Source organism: Streptomyces sp. NPDC059852 (assembly GCF_042731455.1).
Taxonomy (GTDB): Bacteria; Actinomycetota; Actinomycetes; order Streptomycetales; family Streptomycetaceae; genus Streptomyces.
Map to the genome: position 1 here is coordinate 248,694 of NZ_JBHWJK010000003.1, position 19,017 is coordinate 267,710.

Annotated in this window: 12 protein-coding genes; 6 read left to right on the top strand and 6 right to left on the bottom strand. The window is 73.2% G+C overall.

Translation table 11 applies throughout. From position 1 onward, the window contains the following. The first annotated feature begins 105 nt into the window (after positions 1-105). The 3 genes from ACFV46_RS05495 (at position 106) to ACFV46_RS05505 (ending at position 6,378) form a co-directional block, all read left to right on the top strand. Complete coding sequence (locus ACFV46_RS05495) at positions 106-2,553, top strand: D-alanyl-D-alanine carboxypeptidase (protein WP_385497082.1); 2,448 nt, start codon at positions 106-108, stop codon at positions 2,551-2,553. 191 nt (positions 2,554-2,744) lie between these two features. Beyond that, positions 2,745-4,601 (top strand): MFS transporter, encoded by a 1,857-nt coding sequence (locus ACFV46_RS05500; protein ID WP_385497083.1) that lies wholly within the window; start codon positions 2,745-2,747, stop codon positions 4,599-4,601. A 208-nt stretch (positions 4,602-4,809) separates the two neighbouring features. Then, on the top strand, positions 4,810-6,378 hold the full coding sequence (locus ACFV46_RS05505) for a sodium:solute symporter family protein (RefSeq protein WP_385497084.1): 1,569 nt from the start codon (positions 4,810-4,812) through the stop codon (positions 6,376-6,378). Positions 6,379-6,400: 22 nt separating this feature from the next. On the opposite strand, the gene ACFV46_RS05510 is transcribed toward ACFV46_RS05505, so the two are convergent. Together ACFV46_RS05510 and ACFV46_RS05515 are read right to left on the bottom strand one after the other, a co-directional pair. Beyond that, entirely contained in the window at positions 6,401-7,516 is a 1,116-nt protein-coding gene (locus ACFV46_RS05510; protein ID WP_361923042.1) for an ADP-ribosylglycohydrolase family protein, read from the bottom strand. Positions 7,517-7,654: 138 nt separating this feature from the next. Continuing rightward, complete coding sequence (locus ACFV46_RS05515) at positions 7,655-10,963, bottom strand: tetratricopeptide repeat protein (protein WP_385497085.1); 3,309 nt, start codon at positions 10,961-10,963, stop codon at positions 7,655-7,657. Positions 10,964-11,059: 96 nt separating this feature from the next. On the opposite strand from ACFV46_RS05515, the gene ACFV46_RS05520 reads away from it, so the two are divergent. Then, the gene (locus ACFV46_RS05520) at positions 11,060-11,569 is read left to right on the top strand and encodes a DUF2165 domain-containing protein (protein ID WP_361923036.1); all 510 of its coding nucleotides are present in this window, start codon (positions 11,060-11,062) and stop codon (positions 11,567-11,569) included. Positions 11,570-11,588: 19 nt separating this feature from the next. On the opposite strand, the gene ACFV46_RS05525 is transcribed toward ACFV46_RS05520, so the two are convergent. The 3 genes from ACFV46_RS05525 to ACFV46_RS05535 all read right to left on the bottom strand — a co-directional run bounded on the left by ACFV46_RS05525 (position 11,589) and on the right by ACFV46_RS05535 (position 15,748). Then, complete coding sequence (locus ACFV46_RS05525; protein ID WP_361923033.1) at positions 11,589-12,140, bottom strand: hypothetical protein; 552 nt, start codon at positions 12,138-12,140, stop codon at positions 11,589-11,591. 133 nt (positions 12,141-12,273) lie between these two features. Beyond that, positions 12,274-14,859, bottom strand: coding sequence for a bifunctional FO biosynthesis protein CofGH (locus tag ACFV46_RS05530; RefSeq protein ID WP_385497086.1), 2,586 nt, complete (start codon positions 14,857-14,859; stop codon positions 12,274-12,276). Positions 14,860-14,896: 37 nt separating this feature from the next. Continuing rightward, positions 14,897-15,748, bottom strand: coding sequence for an LLM class F420-dependent oxidoreductase (locus ACFV46_RS05535; protein WP_361923027.1), 852 nt, complete (start codon positions 15,746-15,748; stop codon positions 14,897-14,899). 201 nt (positions 15,749-15,949) lie between these two features. Between ACFV46_RS05535 and ACFV46_RS05540 the strand changes: the two genes are divergently transcribed. Continuing rightward, a complete protein-coding gene (locus tag ACFV46_RS05540) occupies positions 15,950-17,467 on the top strand; it encodes a CehA/McbA family metallohydrolase (RefSeq protein WP_376727156.1) in 1,518 nt (505 codons plus the stop codon). Positions 17,468-17,491: 24 nt separating this feature from the next. On the opposite strand, the gene ACFV46_RS05545 is transcribed toward ACFV46_RS05540, so the two are convergent. Further along, on the bottom strand, positions 17,492-18,307 hold the full coding sequence (locus ACFV46_RS05545; protein WP_385497087.1) for an endonuclease/exonuclease/phosphatase family protein: 816 nt from the start codon (positions 18,305-18,307) through the stop codon (positions 17,492-17,494). 111 nt (positions 18,308-18,418) lie between these two features. Between ACFV46_RS05545 and ACFV46_RS05550 the strand changes: the two genes are divergently transcribed. After that, the gene (locus tag ACFV46_RS05550; RefSeq protein WP_361923019.1) at positions 18,419-18,853 is read left to right on the top strand and encodes a nitroreductase/quinone reductase family protein; all 435 of its coding nucleotides are present in this window, start codon (positions 18,419-18,421) and stop codon (positions 18,851-18,853) included. Positions 18,854-19,017: the final 164 nt, after the last annotated feature.

Genomic DNA, 19,017 nt, shown 5'->3' on the forward strand with positions numbered 1-19,017 from the left:
TGGTTCGGACAGCGGCACGGGGGTCGTGCGGACACAGTGTCCGGGCGACGGCCCACGGTTCGGCAGCCGTACGGTGGCGTGCGGCGGCACATGGAGGAGGCATCGGTGGCGGGCGAGTCCCCCGACAGGTCGAAGCAGCGCGAGTCGTCGGCAGAACCGACGTCGGGGAGCGCGGTCCCGGTTCCCGAATCCCGGCCCGAGCCCGAGGCCGGCACCCGGCCGGCCCAAGGCGCGGGCGGTGACCCGCGCCTGGCGATGGCCCGTGCGTCGTCGCAGCGCGGCGGCGTGGACACGGCCACGCGGGTGCTGTCCCGCCAGGATCTGGACGAGGCGCGGGAGGAACCGGCGGCCGACGGCGAGGAGGAGGCCGGCGGCGACGAGGCGAGCGCCTCCGCCGAGGGCTCCGACGGCGCCGAGAGCGACCGTCAGGACGCCGAGGACGCCCCCGGCGACAACGATGACACCGCCGAGGCGGCCGACGCCTCGGGCGACTCCGAGGCCGCCGACGACTCCGGCGACCCCGCGGACGAGGCCCCCGGCAAGGGCGAGGACCGGCTGAGGAACGCCGTCGCGGCCTGGGTGGCCTCCGACGCCAAGGGCTCCTCGGACGACGGCAAGAGCGAGGCGAGCGCGGAGGGCACCGCCGAGGAGTCCGCGGAGTCCGAGGAGTCCGAGGAGTCCGAGGAGTCCGAGGAGTCCGAGGAGTCCGAGGAGGACGAGGAGGACGCCGACGAGGCCCCGGGCGCCGACGCGAAGGCCGACACCGAAGCCGACGCCGACGCCGACGACACCCCCGCCGAGAGCACCGGCGTCGACCAGGCGACCGCGATCTTCCGCACCCGCCCCGCCGAGCCCGAGAAGGCGCCGAAGGCAGCGAAGGCACCGAAGGCCGAGGACGACGCGGAGGACGAGCCCGCCGACCAGGGCACCGGCAGTCCCGACGCCGGCAAGGGCGTCGACCAGGCGACCGCGGTCTTCCGGACCCGCCCGGCCAAGCCGCACGTCGACCAGCCGACCACCATGCTGAAGGCGCCCAAACCGGAGACCCCGAAGCCGGAGTCACCCAAGCCGGAGTCACCCAAGCCGGAGGCCCCCGAGGCCGACGCGCCCAAGCCCGAGGCCCCCGCCGAGCGCACCAGCAAGTTCGTCGCGCTCAAGCCGGACATCCCGCAGACGGCCCCGAAGGCGCCCGAGGCCCCCCGGCCGCCGGCCGACGTCACCGCCGCCGTCCCGCAGATCGGGCCCGAGCGCACCACCCAGCAGCCGCTGCCGCCGAAGCCCCCGCTGGACCTGCTCGCCGAGCTGACGAACACCCCGCCGCCGCCGGAGACCCCGGTGCGGACCCTGGTGCGGCGCGTCAAGATCTGGACGCCGCTGGTGATCCTGCTGGCGATCGTCTTCGCGATCGTGCAGAGCGTGCGCCCGCTCCCGGCGCCCACCCTGGACCTGACCGCGCAGGACAGCTTCACCTTCGAGGGCGACAAGATCGACATCCCGTGGCCGGCCCAGGGCCAGGCCGCGCTGGACGTCGACGGCATCGGCAGCTTCGGCTCGTCGGGCGACCAGAAGCCCGTGCCGATCGCGAGTGTCGCCAAGGTCATGACGGCGTACCTGATCCTGCGCGAGCACCCGCTGAAGAGCGGTGCCCAGGGCCCGAAGATCAAGATCGACCAGGCCGCCGAGGACCAGTCGAAGGCGGGCCAGGAGTCCACCGTCGACGTGACCGAGGGCGACTCGATCTCCCAGCGGGAGGCGCTGGAGTCCATCCTGATCGCGTCCGCGAACAACGTGGCGCGGCTGCTGGCGCGCTGGGACGCCGGTTCGGAGAAGGACTTCGTGGCGAAGATGAACGCCACCGCCGAGAAGCTCGGCATGACGAACACCACGTACACCGACCCGTCCGGCCTCAACAACACCACCGTGAGCACGGCCGTCGACCAGGTGAAGCTGGCCAAGGCCGCGATGAAGGAACCCGCCTTCCGCGAGGTCGCCGCGATGATGTCGTACGACGACTACAAGGGCGTCAACCACTCCAACTGGAACCAGCTGGTCGGCAAGAACGACGTGGTGGGCATCAAGACCGGCACCACCACCTCCGCCCTCGGCAACCTCGTCTTCGCGGCGAAGAAGGAGGTCGGCGGCGAGACGCGCACCATCGTCGGCGCCGTCGTCCGCCAGCCCGCGGGCGGCCCGGAGAACACCATCCTCAGCGCCGCCCTGTACGGCGGCGACCAGCTGATCCGGGCCGCGCAGGGCGCCCTGGAGCCGGCGACCGTCCTGAAGAAGGGGGACGTCGTCGGGTATGTGGACGACGGACTGGGCGGCCGTACCCCGGTGGTGGCCACCAAGGACGTCACGGCGGTCGGCTGGGCGGGTCTGAAGGTGAAGCTGACCTTCGCGCCCGACGAGGTCCCGCACACCGCGAAGGCCGGCACCGAGGTGGGCACGCTCACCGTCGGTGACGGCACCAGCGGCGCGGTGAAGATCCCGGTCGCTCTCCAGACGGACCTCACCGAGCCGGGCTTCACGGACAAACTCACCCGTATCGGCTGACCTGGGGGCGCGACGGCGTCACCGCACCGCAGCCCGCCGGCCGCGCTCGCCGGCGGGCTGCGTGCTAGCGTCACGAATCGGGCAGGTCGTCGCCCACGGGGCACGGCCGCAGCACCTTGACCTACCGGGCCGAGACACGCGGGACACGGGACGCGGCCGGAACAGAAGACAGCACGGGGAGTGCCTCAGACGTGGCCACTGCGGAGCCGACACGCGCCGACGACGCCGATCCCGGACGGGGAGCCGGTCCGCGAATACGCGTACCCGCGCCGCGCGCGGAGGAGGGTCCGGGCGACACCCGGACCGGGCCGTCGTCGCGTCCGACGAGGGCCGTCCACGCCGTGCGCGAGCGCCTGCTGCGTCACCCGGTGCTGTCGGTCACCGCGCTCTCCGGGCTCCTCCACATCATCTGGTTCTTCACGTTCGCGAACAGTGGCGGCGACCTCGCGGCCCAGGACGCCTGGGCCGAGTTCGTCGGCCGGCACCCCGACTCCGCGTACAACCTCGCCTGGTACGGCGGGATGCACCCGGTGTCGTACAGCGTCGTGTCGCCGTATCTGATGTCGGTGCTGGGCGTCCGGACGACGATGATGATCGCCGGCACGATCTCGGCGGGGCTGCTGATGCTGGTCCTGCTGCGCAGCCGGTCCGTGCGCAATCCGCTGTGGGCCGCGCTCGCCGGGATCTTCGGGCTGATCGCCAACGCCATCTCCGGGCGTGTGACGTTCGCGCTGGGCACGATGTTCGCGCTCGGCGCGGTCGCCGTCGTCTTCTGCTGGCCCTACCGCTGGCGCTACAAACGCTGGGCGAAGGCGCTGTGCGCGGCGCCGCTCGCCGCGCTCGCCACGATGGCGTCGCCGGTCGCGGGACTCTTCGTCGGGCTCGTGGCCGTCGCGCTGTTCCTGCAGAAGCGGCGTCCGGGCGCCTGGGCGCTGGGCCTCGCGCCGGCCGCCGTCGTGGGGCTGTCGGCGTGGCTGTTCCCGTTCTCCGGCACCCAGCCGATGGTGTTCGGCTCGGTGCTCATGCCGCTGCTGATGGCAATCGCCGTCTATGTCGCGGTGCCCGGGGACTGGAAGACGGTCCGGCTGGTGTCGGCGGTGTACGGCGTCTCGGTCGTCCTCGTGTGGGTGGTCAGCTCGCAGATCGGCTCCAACATCACCCGGCTGGCGATGCTGTTCGCCGGGGTGACGCTGGTGGCGGCCCTGCCGTTCACGGTGCCGCGCACGCGCAAGTGGTACGCGGTGGTGACGGCCCTGCTGACGTTCGTCGGGTGGATCGGCTACAAGACGGTCGACGACATCATCCACGCGGCCCCCGAGGCGTCCTGGGCGCGTGAGCTGGCCCCGCTGGTCAACGAGCTCCAGGAGGTCGGCGCCGAGAAGGGGCGGGTGGAGGTCGTGCCGGCCCGCTCGCACCGGGAAGCCTCCGCGCTCGCGCCGTACGTGAACCTGGCGCGGGGCTGGAACCGGCAGGCCGACATGGAGCGCAACCCCCTCTTCTACGACGACACCCTCAACTCGGCGAACTACCGGGAGTGGCTGCGACGCTGGGCGGTGCACTTCGTGGTGCTGCCCAAGGACGAGCCGGACCCCTCGGCGGCGCAGCGCGAGCGGGAGCTGGTGCAGCGCGGTCTGCCGTATCTGAAGCAGGTGTGGGGCGACGCGAACTGGCAGCTGTTCCAGGTGACCGACCCGACGCCGCTCGCCGAGCCGAACGCCGTGGTGGACCGGGCCGAGCAGGGCGAGATGACGATGCGGGTGAGCAGGCCGGGCCGCGTCCTGATCCGCATCCCCTACTCCCCGTGGCTGAGCATCGTGGACGCCGAGGGCAGGAAGCTCGACCCGCCGAAGGAGACGGAGGCGTCCCGCAAGCGTCCCGACGGCGAGCCGAAGACGTACGCCAACGTCAACGGCTGCCTGATGGAGACCGAGGAGGACGCCGAGGGCGACCGCTGGACGACGCTGGTCGCCCCGCGGGCGGGCGTGTACCGGCTGGCGGCGCCCTACGACGTGCCGCGCGGCACGCCCTGCCCGGAAGAGCTGCGCTGACGGACCCGGTCAGCGCAGCTCGTCGACGCCGGGGATTTGATGCGCTGACGTACGGGTTCCAGCGGATTTCGCGGTTCATATGCATGAACTGAGGTCACCAAGTAGAACGATTTTACTGTCTGTTGACCCTACCCGCGCTTGTCGTGTCCTCATCCACGCGTCGACCATGGGCGGGCCGTTCACAGGGCGGAACCCTGGAAGGGGTCACATGAACAGTCTCGACTGGGCCGTGCTCATCGGCTACTTCGGCGTGATGGTCGCCATCGGCGTCTGGTCCCACAAACGTGTGGACAACGTCAGCGACTTCTTCACCGCGGGCGGCAAGATGCCGTGGTGGCTGTCCGGCATCTCGCACCACATGTCCGGCTACAGCGCGGTGATGTTCACCGGGTACGCGGGCATCGCCTACACCTACGGCGTCACGTCCTTCGTCACCTGGTCCTTCCCCATCGCGCTCGGCATCGCCATCGGGTCGAGGCTGTTCGCGCCGCGCATCAACCGGCTCCGGTCACGGCTGCACGTGGCCTCTCCGCTGGAGTACCTGAAGAACCGCTACGACCTGCGGACCCAGCAGGCGCTGGCCTGGTCCGGCATGTTGCTGAAGATCGTGGACGTGGGCGCCAAGTGGGCCGCGATCGCGACCCTGTTGTCGGTGTTCACCGGGGTCTCGCTCAACCAGGGCATCCTCATCACCGGGTGCATCACCGCCGTCTACTGCACCATCGGCGGCCTGTGGGCGGACGCCCTCACCGAACTCGGCCAGTTCGTCATCCAGTTGCTCGCCGGGCTCGCGATGTTCTTCGCCGTGGTGATGAAGCTGAACGACAAGGGCATCGGCTTCCTCGGCGCCTGGGACGAGCCCGAACTCCAGGGCCACGGCGAGCCGCTGGTCGGGCCGTACGGCACGGTGTTCCTGCTGGCGTTCCTGTTCATCAAGCTCTTCGAGTACAACGGCGGCATGCTCAACCAGGCCCAGCGGTACATGGCCACGGCCACCCCGCACGAGGCCCGGCGCTCCGCACGGCTCTCGGCGATCCTGTGGCTGGTCTGGCCCGTCGTGCTGTTCTTCCCGATGTGGATGTCGCCGCTGCTGGTCGAGTCGCAGAAGCCGGACGGCTCCGACTCCTACGCCCTGATGACCGAACAGCTGCTGCCGCACGGCCTGCTGGGCCTCGTCATCGTCGGCTTCTTCTCGCACACCATGGCCATGTGCTCCTCCGACGCCAACGCCATCGCCGCCGTCTTCACCCGGGACGTGGCGCCGGTGCTGTCGCAGCGGGCGCGGGCCTGGAACGAGCGCTCCGGGCTGGTCGCGGCCCGCGTGACGACCGTCGTCTTCCTCGGTCTGTCGATGGCGGTGGCCACCCAGGTCGACTCCCCCACGTTCAAGGACATCATCACCGTCGTCATCAAGTGGGTCGCCGGTCTCATGGGGCCCATCGCGATCCCGATGATGCTGGGTCTGCTGCGGCCGTTCCGCCGCTCCGGGCCGACCGCCGCGCTCACCAGCTGGGCGATGGGCCTGCTCGCCTTCTGGCTGGTCAACTACCCGATCAGCTGGAACGTCGAGGGCGGGGTGCCACTGCAGTACCAGGTCTCCATCCCGCTGGCGGTCTCGCTGGTCCTCTACATCCTCATCGGCCACCTGAAGCCGGAGGACACCCCGGAGCGCCTCGCCGTGGTGGAGAGCGTCAACACGGACGACGACGGGGCGGCGGCCGCCGCGGTGCCGGCGCCGGCCGGTCCGGCGGACGACGTGGTGCGGGCGAAGGACTGAGCGCGGGAGCGGACGGCGGGGCTCAGGCGCGCGGATAGCGCGCCAGCCAGCCCGGCGCGGAGGCGCCCGGCCCGTGCAGGGCCGGGCCCTGCGTCATCTCCATGGCGAAGTCGTCGGCGAGTTCCAGGATCGTGGGACGGCCCTCCAGCTCGGCCAGCCAGGCCGGCGGCAGGGCCGTCTCGCCGTGCAGGGCGCCCAGCAGACCGCCGGTGAGGGCGGCCGTGGCGGCGGAGGGGCCGTCGTGGTTCACCGCCAGGCACAGTCCCTGCCGGACGTCCTCGCCGACCAGGGCGCAGTACACGGACGCGGCGAGCAGCCCGTCCGCCGAGCCGTCGGCCGCCAGCTCCCCCACCCGCGCCGGCGTCGGCATGCCCTGGCGCACCGCGCCCAGCGCATGCTGCAGGGCGTCCGACACCGGTTCGTGCCCGGGGCGCACGGCGAGCAGCGCGAGGGCCCGCTGCACCGCACCGTCCAGGCTCTCCCCGCAGGCCAGCCCGTGCACGATCACGGCGTACGCGCCCGCCGACAGATAGGCGACGGGGTGCCCATGGGTCTGCGTCGCGCACTCCACGGCGAGCTGGACGACGAGCTGCGGCTCCCAGCCGACGAGCAGCCCGAACGGCGCGGAGCGCGCGGCGGCCTCCGGTCCGAGCTCGGCGGTGTTCTTCGGCGTCTCCAGGGTGCCCATGGTCTCGTCGCCGAGGCCGAGCAGCAGGGAGCGGGTGGCGTCCCGGCGGGCGTACAGCCACTCCTCGCGGGCGAGCCAGCCGTCGTCCTTGCGGCGCTCGTCGGGTCCCCAGTCCCGCTGGGTGGCGGCCCAGCGCAGATAGGCGCGGTGCAGATCGGTCGGCGGATGCCAGGCGCCGGTGTCCCGGCGCACCTGGGCCCGTATGAGCCCGTCCACGGAGAACAGGGTGAGCTGGGTGAGGTGGGTCACGGCTCCCCGGCGCCCGTAGCCGGGGGCCAGGTCCAGCAGGCCCTCGGCGCCGTGCCGCTCCTGGATCTCGGCCAGGCCGAGCGCGTCGACCGGCGCCCCGAGGGCGTCCCCGACGGCCGTGCCGAGCAGCGTCCCGCGCACCCGGCTGCGGAAGTCCTGCTGCTCGGTACGGCCCCAGACGGGTCCGCCGGTCGCCCCCATCAAGACCTCCCCGTGGCCATCCGCTCGTACGACAGTTCGCCACTGTAATCGACCGGGGACCGTGGGTTCAGGGGGCGGATCGGTATGGGGTGTGTGACGGGAGTGGTCCGGAACGGCCCCCTTCGCGCCGTTCGCCGGTCAGCGCCGGTGACGTGCCAGGATCGCCTCCGCCACCGCCGTGACCCGCTCCAGGCGCGGGGTGAGCCGCGCCGCGTCGGCGCCGGGGCTCCTCAGGAGAGCGCCGAGGATGGAGGCCAGGTTCGCCGTGTCCGCCCAGCCGGGTTCCAGGGCCAGGAAGGCCGCCAGTCCCCGGTCGGCGAGGGTCCAGTCCCCGAGGGCGCAGCCGAGGAAGCAGTGGCCCTGGGAGCGCTGGATGTCCTCCATTCCGGTCTCCGCCTCCAGCATCCCCGCCAGCTCCCGCCACCGGGGCTGGGCGGCGGCCAGGCCCTCCGCCAGGCCGGTGACCACGGCCGTCTCGAACACGCATTCAAGGGGCTCCGGCTCCCGCAGCCGTTCCGCGCAACGCCGGGCCTGCTCCCACTCCTCGCGGTGGGCGTGCCACTCGGCCCGCAGGCCGTCCAGGTCGCCGTCGGACAGCCCGGCCGCCTCGGCCGCGCGCAGCCGAACCCCCGCCTCGTCCCAGCGTCCGCACAGCATCAGCAGGTCGATGGCCATCCAGCGGGCCCAGACGGGCTCCCAGTCCAGGGCCACGCACCGGTCCAGGTCGGTCAGGGCCTCCTCGCACCACCCGAGGTCCATCGCCGCACGGGCCCGCTGGGCGCGGACCCGGCCGACGTCACCGCCTGTTTCGAGGGCGCGCCCGAAGCAGCGGTACGCCTCCTCGTGGTCCTTGAGCGCGCGGTGGACGGCCCCGAGGGTGGCGTGGGCGTAGTCGTACTCCGGGTCCTGGGCCACGGCCTGCTCCAGGGCGGCGCGCGCCTCCTCGTAGCGGCCCTCCTGCCGGTACGCCTCCCCCAGCTCGGCGGCGGCCCAGCCGTCCGAGGTGTCCGCGGCTGCGGCCCGCCGCAGATCGTCGAACCTGCCCTCCTGGTCGCCCGTGCGCGCCTTGACATGGGCGCGGGTGACCAGCGCCCACGCGTAGTCGGGGACCAGGTCGACGGCCCGGGACAGATCGGCCAGCGCCTCCTCGTCGCGGCCCAGTTCGTACTGGGCGAGGCCCCGGCCGGCGAGCGCCGAGGCGTAGTCCGGCTTGAGGGCGACGGCCCGGCCGAGTTCGGCGACGGCGTCCTCGAAGCGGCCCGCGAGCCGGTAGGCGTCGCCACGCTCGGAGGCGACCCAGGGGTTGTCGGGCGCCTTCTCCACGGCACGGTCGAAGTCCGCGAACGCCTCGTCCCACTCGGAGCGGACGCGGCGCAGCCGGGCCCGGCGCACCAGTGGCCACAGGTAGTCCTCGTCGAGGGCCACCGCCTGGTCGAGGTCGGCCAGCGCCTCGTCGTACCGGCCCAGCTCCTGACGGGACACCGCCCGGCCGGCGAGGTACTCGGGGTCCGCCGGGTCGAGGGCGACGGCCCGGTCGTAGTCGGCGAACGCCTCCTCGTAGCGGCCCGCGAGGCGGTAGGTCTCGGCGCGCTCGGAGATGACGAACTCGTCGTCCGGGGCGAGCCGGTCGGCGGTGTCGAAGGCGGCGAGCGCGGCCGGGAAGTCGCCGAGCGAGCGCAGGGCGAGTCCACGGCCGTAGTGCGCCGACGACAGTCCGGGGTCCAGCTCGACCGCCCGGTCGGCGTCCGCGAGGGCGAGCTCGTACCGGCCCTCGCGGCGCAGCTCCCGCGCCCGGAAGGCGTAGGCGGCCGCCCGGGTGCGCCGGTCGGGCCCCGGACGGGACAGGACCAGGTTCGCCACCGCGGTCATGGCGGTCGCGTCGTCCGCGAGCGCCTCGCCCAGCGCCGCGCCCCAGTCGCCGAGGGCCGGGTCGCCGGTGGCCGCGCCCGCCTCCACCAGCATCTGCGCCCAGCGCCGGCCCGCCGCCTCGTCGGCGCCGCAGACCAGGACCACGTCCCACAGCGCCTCGTTCAGCGCGGTGCGGGGACGGGCGCACAGCGCGTGGTAGGTCTCCTCCAGCCGCAGCTCGCGCCACTCCTCCTCCAGCCACTCCTGGAAGGGGCCGAGGCCCTGGCCCGCCTCCTCCCGCCAGCGGCCGTAGACGGCGGCGAACCGGTCGTGCCGTTCGGTCCAGCCGCGCGGGGAGCGCCGCCGCTGGAGGCGGAGCATCGGCTCGCGCACCAGGTCGTGGTAGCGCAGCCGGTCGCCCCGCTCGTCCACGAAGGCCAGGCCGCGCAACCAGGCGAAGAGCGCCTCGACGTCGTCGTCCGGGCAGTCCACGGCGGCCCGGAACACGTCCATGTCCACCCGCCGGGGCAGCGCGCAGGCGAGCGCCACGGCCCGGCGTACGGGGTCCTGCTCCCACTTCAGGAAGCGTTCGACGGCGGTGGCGCTCGGGTCGCCGATGTCGTCCGGGCGGGCGGGGCGCTGTTCGGCGAGCGTCGAGACGAGGACGGGCAGGCCGCCGGTGAGCCGCAGGACCTCCTCGACGACCGGCTCGGCGACGACGCCCCGGTCGGCCAGCAGTCCGCGCGCCTCGGTCTCGGTGAACGGGCCGAGTGGAATGTCGGCCATGAAGTCGGTGAAGCCGCCCCAGCGGGCGGTGTCGAAGGGGTGCTGGCCCGCGGTGACCACGACGACGGTGGCTGGCAGCGCGCCGTACCGGTCGCTGGTCATGACGTCGTGCAGCCAGCCGTCGAGGAAGGGGCCGGTGCGTTCGTACGTGTCGAGGAACAGGACGATCCACGGGGCGTGTTCCGCGGCGCCGGACAGCTCGGTCAGCAGCACGGGCGTGAGCACCCGCTCCGGGGAGAGCACCAGCTGCACGTCGTCCTGGCTGCGGAACCGGGCGCTGAGCCCGGCCCGCAGCCGGTCGGCGCTCTGGGCGAGCTGGGCGGCGTCGAGGGCTCCCGCGAACGGGCCGATGCCGGGGACCATGCCGAGGCCGACGAGTCCGGCCCGCATCACGGCGGTGCCGGCGGCCGACGGCCCTTCCGGTTCGGTGCCCAGGGCGGCGGCCGCCGCCTCCGCCTCGTGCCGTCGCTCCCGGTGGGTGGCGAGCGCCCGGTCGAGGTCCTTGAACCGGTGTCCCTGGGCGGCGAACCGGTGACTGATCGCGGCCATCACCTCCGGGACGCTGCCGACGGACTCGTCCACGGACGCGGTCAAGGCGCCCTTTTCGCGCGCCAGTTGCTCCAGCTCCCGCAGCAGGAAGGACTTGCCGACGCCGGCCTGGCCGTGCACATGGAACAGGAAGCGGTGCCGCTCGTCCTGCGGCGGCAGCTCCAGGTTCTCCCGGAACGCGGCGCGTTCGGCTCCCCGGCCCACGAAGCCGGCGCGGCTGCGCTGCCGGATCAGCTCCTGCATCGACGGCTGCGCCTGCGCCACCGTACGTCCCCCTCGTCCGCCCGCCCTCGAAGTCCGTCCGCCCATTGTGGCGCAATGACGCCCGAACACCCGCGCGACGCGGGGAAGATGGCCTCCATGTCGACCACACCCCCACGCACCCCCCTGCACCTCGCGGCCACCCTCCTGACCGGGACCGTGGCCCTCTACATCGCGCTCGTCGCCTTCGGGAACATCACGGACTTCGGTACGAACCAGCAGTTCGTGCGGCACGTCCTCGCGATGGACACCACCTTCAAGGACGACGATCTGATGTGGCGGGCCGTCACCGGCAAGGGACTTCAGGACGCGGCGTACGTCGCGATCATCGTCTGGGAGACCGTCGCCGCGCTCGTGCTCATATACGGCACCTGGCTCTGGGCGCGCCACGACGACGTGCGGGCCCGCCGCTTCTCCACGTACGGGCTGCTGATGCTGATGCTGCTGTTCGGCGCCGGGTTCATCGCGATCGGCGGTGAGTGGTTCGCGATGTGGCAGTCCTCGGACTGGAACGGGCTCGACGCGGCGACCCGGGTGTTCCTGCTGAGCGGTGTCGTGCTGATCGTGAACCACCTGCCGGCCGGGCAGGTGAGGTCCCCCGGCGCCTGACCCCCGTCGGGCGCCGGGGTCAGTCGACGACGACCACCGGCGTCCCCGTCTCGCCGAACGTCCACAGCGCCGCCCCGTCCGCCGCGCGCATCCGGACCCCGCCGGTCTTCTTGCCGGCGGCGGGCGGGGGCGAGGAGCCGTCCACGGCGTTGGAGAAGGCGATGGAGATGCCGGACTTCGAGGCGAAGTACACGATGTTCTCGATCTGCACGCCGTCGGAGCCCTTCGTGGCCATGGTCCGGGACGACACCGCGTAGCGGCCGGGGTCCGGGCTGACCGTGCCGGGCCAGACGGTGAAGGTCCGCCGGGCGGCGTCGCTCGCGTCGACCAGCCAGACCCGCTTGTCGCCGAGGTCGTAGACGATGCGGCGGCCGGTGCCGGAGCCGTCGGGCACCTCGGCGGCCCGGGCCGGCTTCGACGGCGCGGGGCTCGCCTGCGGGGACGCCGACGCGCTCGGGCGGGCCTTGTCCGCCGTCGGGTGGGGGCCCTTGTCGGCCTGCACGGCGAGGGCGGCGACGGCGGCTATCGCGCCCACCGTCAGACCGGTCACCCAAACCTTGGTAGCAGGCACGGGCACGCATCTCCTCGGCTACGGAAAGCTATGGACGGCCCTCGGCGGCCACGGAACGCGCCGACGGCTACGGAACGCCGGCGAGTCCACCAGCGAGGGTCGGATCATCGTACCGACCCCCGCGGGCTCCCCCTCAGTCCAGGACGGGCAGCAGGTCGGGCAGATGCCCGTCCGACGCCGCCGCCGCCCGCTGCCGCTCCTCGGGCACCTCGCCGTACAGGGTGGTACGCGGCTTCGCCGGGCGCCCGGCCGCCTCCGCGACGGCCACCAGGTCCCGTACGGACTTGTAGGAGCCGTACGACGAACCCGCCATCCGCGAGATCGTCTCCTCCATCAGCGTGCCGCCCAGGTCGTTGGCGCCGGAACGCAGCATCTCCGCCGCGCCCTCGGTGCCCAGTTTGACCCAGCTCGTCTGGATGTTGGGGATATGGGGGTGCAGGAGAAGCCGGGCCATGGCCGTGACCGCGCGGTTGTCGCGGATCGTCGGGCCGGGGCGGGCGATGCCCGCGAGGTAGACCGGCGCGTTGGTGTGGATGAACGGCAGCGTGACGAACTCCGTGAAGCCGCCCGTGCGCTGCTGGATGCCGGCCAGGGTGCGCAGATGCCCGAGCCAGTGCCGGGGCTGGTCGACGTGCCCGTACATCATCGTCGAGGACGAGCGGATGCCCAGCTCGTGGGCGGTGGTGACGACCTCGATCCAGGTCGCGGCCGGCAGCTTGCCCTTGGTGAGGACCCAGCGGACCTCGTCGTCCAGGATCTCCGCCGCGGTGCCGGGGATCGAGTCCAGGCCGGCCTCCTTGGCGGCGGTCAGCCACTCGCGGATGGACAGGCCGGTGCGGGTGGCGCCGTTGACGACCTCCATCGGTGAGAAGGCGTGGACGTGCATGCCGGGGACGCGTTCCTTCACGGCCCGCGCGATGTCGAAGTACGCCGTGCCGGGCAGGTCCGGGTGGATGCCGCCCTGCATGCAGACCTCCACCGCGCCGACGTCCCACGCCTGCTGGGCGCGGTCGGCGACCTGGTCCAGGGAGAGCGTGTAGGCGTCGGCGTCGGTGCGGCGCTGGGCGAACGCGCAGAAGCGGCAGCCGGTGTAGCAGACGTTCGTGAAGTTGATGTTCCGCGTGACGATGTACGTCACGTCGTCGCCGACCGCCGTTTTCCGGACGTCGTCGGCGACGCGGCACAGGGCGTCCAGGGCGGGCCCGTCCGCGTGCAGCAGGGCCAGCGCCTCGTCGTCGGTCAGCCGGGTCGGATCGTCGGCGGCGACCTGCAGCGCCTGGCGGACGTCCGTGTCGATGCGCTCCGGGGCCATGCCGGGCGCGGCGGCCTCGCGCAGGGCACCCCAGTCGCCGTACACCTCGTCGAAGTCGTCACGCCGGTCGGACGTACGGCCCTCGGTGTCGATGGCCGTGTGCAGGTCGGTGCGCCCGGAGGAGACGAACGCCTCCTCGGGCTCCTGCCACGGGTGCCCCTCGACCACGGCGTCCGGCCGGGCGAGGCCGGTCTCCGGGTCGGCGAGGGCGCGGACGTGCGGCAGCAGCCGGGGGTCCAGCCAGGGCTCGCCGCGCGTCACGAACTCCGGGTACACGCAGAGCCGTTCGCGCAGCTCGAACCCGGCGTCGGCGGAGTGCCGGGCCAGCTCCTCGATGCGCGGCCAGGGGCGCTCGGGGTTGACGTGGTCGATGGTGAGCGGGGAGACGCCGCCCCAGTCGTCGATGCCGGCCGCGATCAGCCGGCCGTACTCGTGGTCGACGAGGTTGGGCGGGGCCTGGATGTTGCCGGCCGGGCCCATGATGAGGCGGGCCACCGCGACCGCGGCGACGAGGTCGTCCAGCTCCGCGTCCGGCATGCCGCGCATCGCGGTGTCCGGCTTGGCGCGGAAGTTCTGGATGATCAGCTCCTGGACGCCGTGGTAGGCGCGGGAGATCCGGCGGAGGGCGAACAGGGACTCGGCGCGCTCCTCGTAGGTCTCGCCGATGCCGATCAGAATGCCGGAGGTGAACGGCACCGAGGAGCGGCCCGCGTCCTCCAGGACGCGCAGGCGGACGGCGGGTTCCTTGTCCGGGGAGCCGTGGTGCGGGCCGCCGGGCTCGGACCACAGGCGGGTCGCGGTCGTCTCCAGCATCATGCCCATGGAGGGCGCGACGGGCTTGAGGCGCTGGAAGTCGGTCCAGGTCATGACGCCCGGATTGAGGTGGGGCAGCAGGCCGGTCTCCTCCAGGATGCGGATGGAGATGGCGCGGACGTAGGCGATCGTGTCGTCGTAGCCGTGCGCGTCGAGCCACTCGCGGGCCTCGGGCCAGCGGTCCTCCGGCTTGTCGCCGAGGGTGATGAGGGCTTCCTTGCAGCCGAGGGCCGCGCCCTTGCGGGCGATGTCCAGCACCTCGTCCGGGGACATGAACATCCCGTGCCCGGCGCGGCGCAGCTTGCCGGGGACGGTGACGAAGGTGCAGTAGTGGCACTTGTCCCGGCACAGCCGGGTGAGGGGGATGAAGACGCTCTTGGAGTAGGTGATGACCCCGGGCCGGCCGGCGGCCGCGAGACCCGCGTCCCGGACCCGGGCGGCGGACGCGGCGAGGTCGTCGAGCGCCTCGCCGCGGGCCTGGAGCAGCACGGCCGCCTCGGACACGTCGAGGGCGACGCCGTCCCGGGCGCGTTTGAGGGCGCGACGCATGGAGTTCTCGGTCGGGCCGGTTCCGGGGGTCGCGGGAGTCGTCATCCTTCGAGCATACGAGCGGCCTGATCAGCGGCGGCGCTCAGGCGACGAAGGGCGCGTATCCGTCCAGGGCGCGCAGCACCTCGGCGTCGCCGGCCGGGGGCAGTTGGACGACGACCTCCTCGATGCCCAGTTCGGCGTAGTGGGCGAGTTTGCCGGGGGTGGGGAAGACGGCGTACGGCACCACCTGGAGGGTGGCCGGGTCGCGTCCGGCGTCGGCCCAGACGGTTCGCAGCCGGGGCAGGCTCCCGGACAGTCCGCGTCCGCCGATCGGCAGCCAGCCGTCGGCGTACTCGGCGATGTCGGCGAACAGTTTCGGCCCCGCGGCGCCGCCGACGAGGGTGCGGGGCCCGTTGAGCTTCGGGCCGCGCGGCTTCCGCACCGGCTTGGGGTGGGCGAAGCTGGCCCGGACGGACCCGAACTCGCCGTCGTAGGCCGTGGGTTCGTCGGCCCACAGCGCCCGCATCAGGGCCATCCGGTCGCGGACGAGGTCGCGGCGCGAGGACCAGTCGACGCCGTGGTCGGCGGCCTCCTCCACGTTCCAGCCGAAGCCGACGCCGAGGGTGAAGCGCCCGCCCGACAGGTGGTCCAGGGTGGCGATCCGCTTGGCCAGGTCGATGGGGTCGTGCTGGGCGACCAGCGTGATGCCGGTGCCCAGGCCGAGGCGCTCGGTGACGGCGGCGGCCTGCCCGAGGGCGACGAAGGGGTCGAGGGTCCGGCCGTACTCGGGCGGCAGGTCGCCGCCGGCCGGGTACGGCGTGGTCCGCTCGACGGGGATGTGGGTGTGCTCGGGCAGATACAGCCCGGCGAATCCCCGCTGCTCCAGCTCACGGGCCAGCCGGGTCGGGGTGATCGTCTCGTCGGTGAGGAAGATCGTGGCGGAGATGCGCATGCCTGCATCTGTACCCCCGGCACGCCACGATGTCCATACCGACCGGTCGGCACATCCGGGACGGCCGGCCGCTCCGTGTTTGTCCGCCGATCGCCTTCCCCTCGAGGGAAGTTCACGGCTGAATACAAGAATCGCAAGGACCGCAGGCACCACCCCCGCACCACCCCGCCATGGCACTCACGACGAACCGGGAGCAGCAGCATGTGCGAGGACGACCACGCGGGCCCGGCCCGGCGCGCGCTGTTCGTGACGGGCGCCGCCGCCGCGCTTACGTTGGGAAGCGTGACCTTCGCGTCAGGCGCCGAGAACCCCCGGGGCACGCGGACCCGCACCGTGCGGGGCACCCTGCCGCCCGGGGCCCCCGACTATGTGTACGTACCGGTCGAAGTCCCGCCCGGCGTACGGGAGATCAAGGTCTCCTACACCTACGACAAGCCGTCCGTCCCGGCCGGCACCGCGGGCAACGCGCTCGACATCGGCATCTTCGACGAGCGCGGCACCGAGCTCGGCGGGCGCGGCTTCCGCGGCTGGTCGGGCGGGGCGCGCACCGAGTTCTTCATCCGGACGGACGAGGCGACACCGGGCTACCTGCCGGGGCCCGTCCGCGCGGGCACCTGGCACATCGCGCTCGGGCCGTACACGGTGGCCCCGCAGGGGCTGGCGTACGAGCTGACGATCACGCTGACGTTCGGTGAGCCCGGCGAGGCCGTCCGGCCCGTGTACCCGCCGGAGCGGGCCAGGGGGCGGGGGCGCGCCTGGTACCGGGGCGACTGCCATCTGCACTCCTGGCACTCCGACGGCCGCCGCACCCCGGCGGAGATCGCGGCGCTGGCGCGGGCGGCGGGCCTGGACTTCATCAACTCCTCCGACCACAACACGCACGCCTCGCATCCGCACTGGGCCGAGGCGGCCGGGGACGACCTGCTGATCATGCTGGGCGAGGAGGTGACCACCCGCAACGGGCACGTGGTGGCCCTCGGCACCGACCCCGGCACGTTCGTCGACTGGCGCTACCGGGCGCGGGACAACCGCTTCGGGCGGTTCGCCCGGCGGATCCGCGAGGCGGGCGGCCTCGTCGTGCCCGCGCACCCGCACGCCACCTGCGTCGGCTGCAACTGGAAGTTCGGCTTCGGCGAGGCCGACGCGATCGAGGTCTGGAACGGCCCGTACACCCCGGACGACGAGGTCGCCCTGGCGGACTGGGACAGCACGCTGGTGGCGTCCGCGCGCTCGGGCTCGCGCTCGTGGATCCCGGCGATGGGCAGCAGCGACGCCCACCGCGACCCCGACCGGGTCGGCAGCCCCCAGACGGTCGTCCTCGCCGACGACCTGACCCGCACGGCCGTCCAGGAGGGCATCCGCGCGGGCCGCTCGTACGTCGCCGAGTCCCAGAACGTCTCCCTGACGTTCGGCGCCTTCGGCGGCAGGGCCCGGCACGCGGGCATCGGCGAACGCCTGGAGGTGGACCCGGACACCCCGGTGACGGTCCGCCTGGAGGCGTCGGGCGCCCCGCGCTGCACGATCCGCTTCGTCACCGACCAGGGCGTCCTCCTCACGACGGACCCCCTCCCGGTCTCGGGCACCGGCACCGCGGAATGGCACACGACCCCGGCGAACGCGGCGTACGTCCGAGCGGAACTCCGCCACGAGACGGCGGCGGGGCCGTTGCCGGGGGCACTGGCGGCGTTCACGAACCCGATTTTTCTGGGGCGGGCGTAAGCGCCACGGCGGCGGACCGGGCCGTCAGTCGGCCAGTTCCGCGAGTACCGCCATGTGGTCGGACGGCCAGGTGCCGGCGATCGGGGTGTCGCAGGCGCGGTGGACGGAGCGGACGTGGCCGAGGCCGTCCTCGCCCGGGGGACCGACGTGGATGTAGTCGATGCGGGCGCCCGGCTCCAGGGTGGCCGCCGCGTAGGGGTTGGCGGGATCCCAGGTGAGGGCGGGGGCGGCCGGGTCGGCGTACTCCCAGGCGTCGAGGAAGACCTGGCCCGGCACGGGCGGCGCGGTGCGCAGGCCGTTGAAGAGGCGGACCTCGTCGGAGTCCGGGTGGGCGTTGAAGTCGCCGGTGACGACGGCCGGGAAGGGCGTGTCGCCGCGGTGCTCGGCGACGAACCGGGCCAGGGCGGTGACCTGTTCGACGCGGACCGCCGAGGCGTACGGGACGGAGGTCAGGTGGGTGGTGAAGAACGGGATGTCGTAGCCGGGCGCGCCCAGCCGGGCGTACAGCGCGAGGCGGCCGTCGTCGAGGTCGGCGGGTACGGGCAGGCGCAGGGTCTTCCGCGCGACGACCGGCCAGCGGCTGAGGACGGCAACGCCGATCCCGGCCGACGGGTCGCCGATCCGCGCACGCCAGCGCTCCGGGGCCGGGAAGGGCGCCCACGCCCAGTGCAGGCCGAGTTCGCCGGCCAGCCACTCGGCCTGGTTCTCGCCGTCGGCGGCCCAGACCTCCTGGAGTCCGACGACGTCGGGGCGCAGGTCGCGCAGTGCGGCGAGGATGGCCTTGCGGCGGTCCTGCCAGGGGCCGAACCGCCACCACAGGTTCCACGTCACGACCCGCATCAGCTGCCACCCGCTCTCGTCCTGGCGTGCCGGGGCCCCGAAGGCTACGGTCCGGCCCCACCTCGCCGGTCGCGCCCCGGCTTCCCCGAGGGAGACAGGAGACTAGCCGTCATGTCACGTCTCGACGACGCCAGGTTCCGCGCCGCCACCGCGTTCCAGCGCCATGTGGGGAATCCGGTACTGCGGCGCCTGCCCTTCCAGACGCTGCTGGAAACAACGGGCCGGGTCTCCGGCCTGCCCCGGCGGACGCCGGTGGGCGGGCGCCGGGACGGGGACGTGTTCTGGCTGGTGTCGGAGTTCGGGGAGCGGTCCCAGTACGTGCGCAACATCAAGGCCGACCCCCGGGTGCGGGTGCGTGTGAAGGGCCGCTGGTACACCGGTACGGCCCAGTTGCTGCCGGACGACGATCCGGTGGCCCGGCTGCGGCGGCTCCCGCGCTTCAACAGCACGGCCGTACGGGCCCTCGGGACGGACCTGCTGACGGTCCGGGTGGACCTCACCGACCGACCTCGGCCGGGCCGGACGATCGACGGCACCTCGCTGTAGGCGTGCGGGGCGTACGAGCCGGCGTCCCGGCCGACCCCACTTCTCCCGAGACCTCCGAACGGCTCCTCCGATGATCGGCGGGAACGTCGCCCCGGTGCCCATGCCGGCCACCGGAGAGCCGACCTGATGGACCGTCAGCTACGCGCGTGGGGGTCCGCCGTGCG

What these genes read in the sequence shown, in the direction of transcription:
- ACFV46_RS05505 (WP_385497084.1), top strand. Translation starts at nt 4,810, where the DNA reads ATGAACAGTCTCGACTGGGCCGTGCTCATCGGCTACTTCGGCGTGATG.
- ACFV46_RS05510 (WP_361923042.1), bottom strand. Translation starts at nt 7,516, where the DNA reads ATGGGGGCGACCGGCGGACCCGTCTGGGGCCGTACCGAGCAGCAGGAC.
- ACFV46_RS05520 (WP_361923036.1), top strand. Translation starts at nt 11,060, where the DNA reads ATGTCGACCACACCCCCACGCACCCCCCTGCACCTCGCGGCCACCCTC.
- ACFV46_RS05530 (WP_385497086.1), bottom strand. Translation starts at nt 14,859, where the DNA reads ATGACGACTCCCGCGACCCCCGGAACCGGCCCGACCGAGAACTCCATG.
- ACFV46_RS05535 (WP_361923027.1), bottom strand. Translation starts at nt 15,748, where the DNA reads ATGCGCATCTCCGCCACGATCTTCCTCACCGACGAGACGATCACCCCG.
- ACFV46_RS05540 (WP_376727156.1), top strand. Translation starts at nt 15,950, where the DNA reads ATGTGCGAGGACGACCACGCGGGCCCGGCCCGGCGCGCGCTGTTCGTG.
- ACFV46_RS05545 (WP_385497087.1), bottom strand. Translation starts at nt 18,307, where the DNA reads ATGCGGGTCGTGACGTGGAACCTGTGGTGGCGGTTCGGCCCCTGGCAG.
- ACFV46_RS05550 (WP_361923019.1), top strand. Translation starts at nt 18,419, where the DNA reads ATGTCACGTCTCGACGACGCCAGGTTCCGCGCCGCCACCGCGTTCCAG.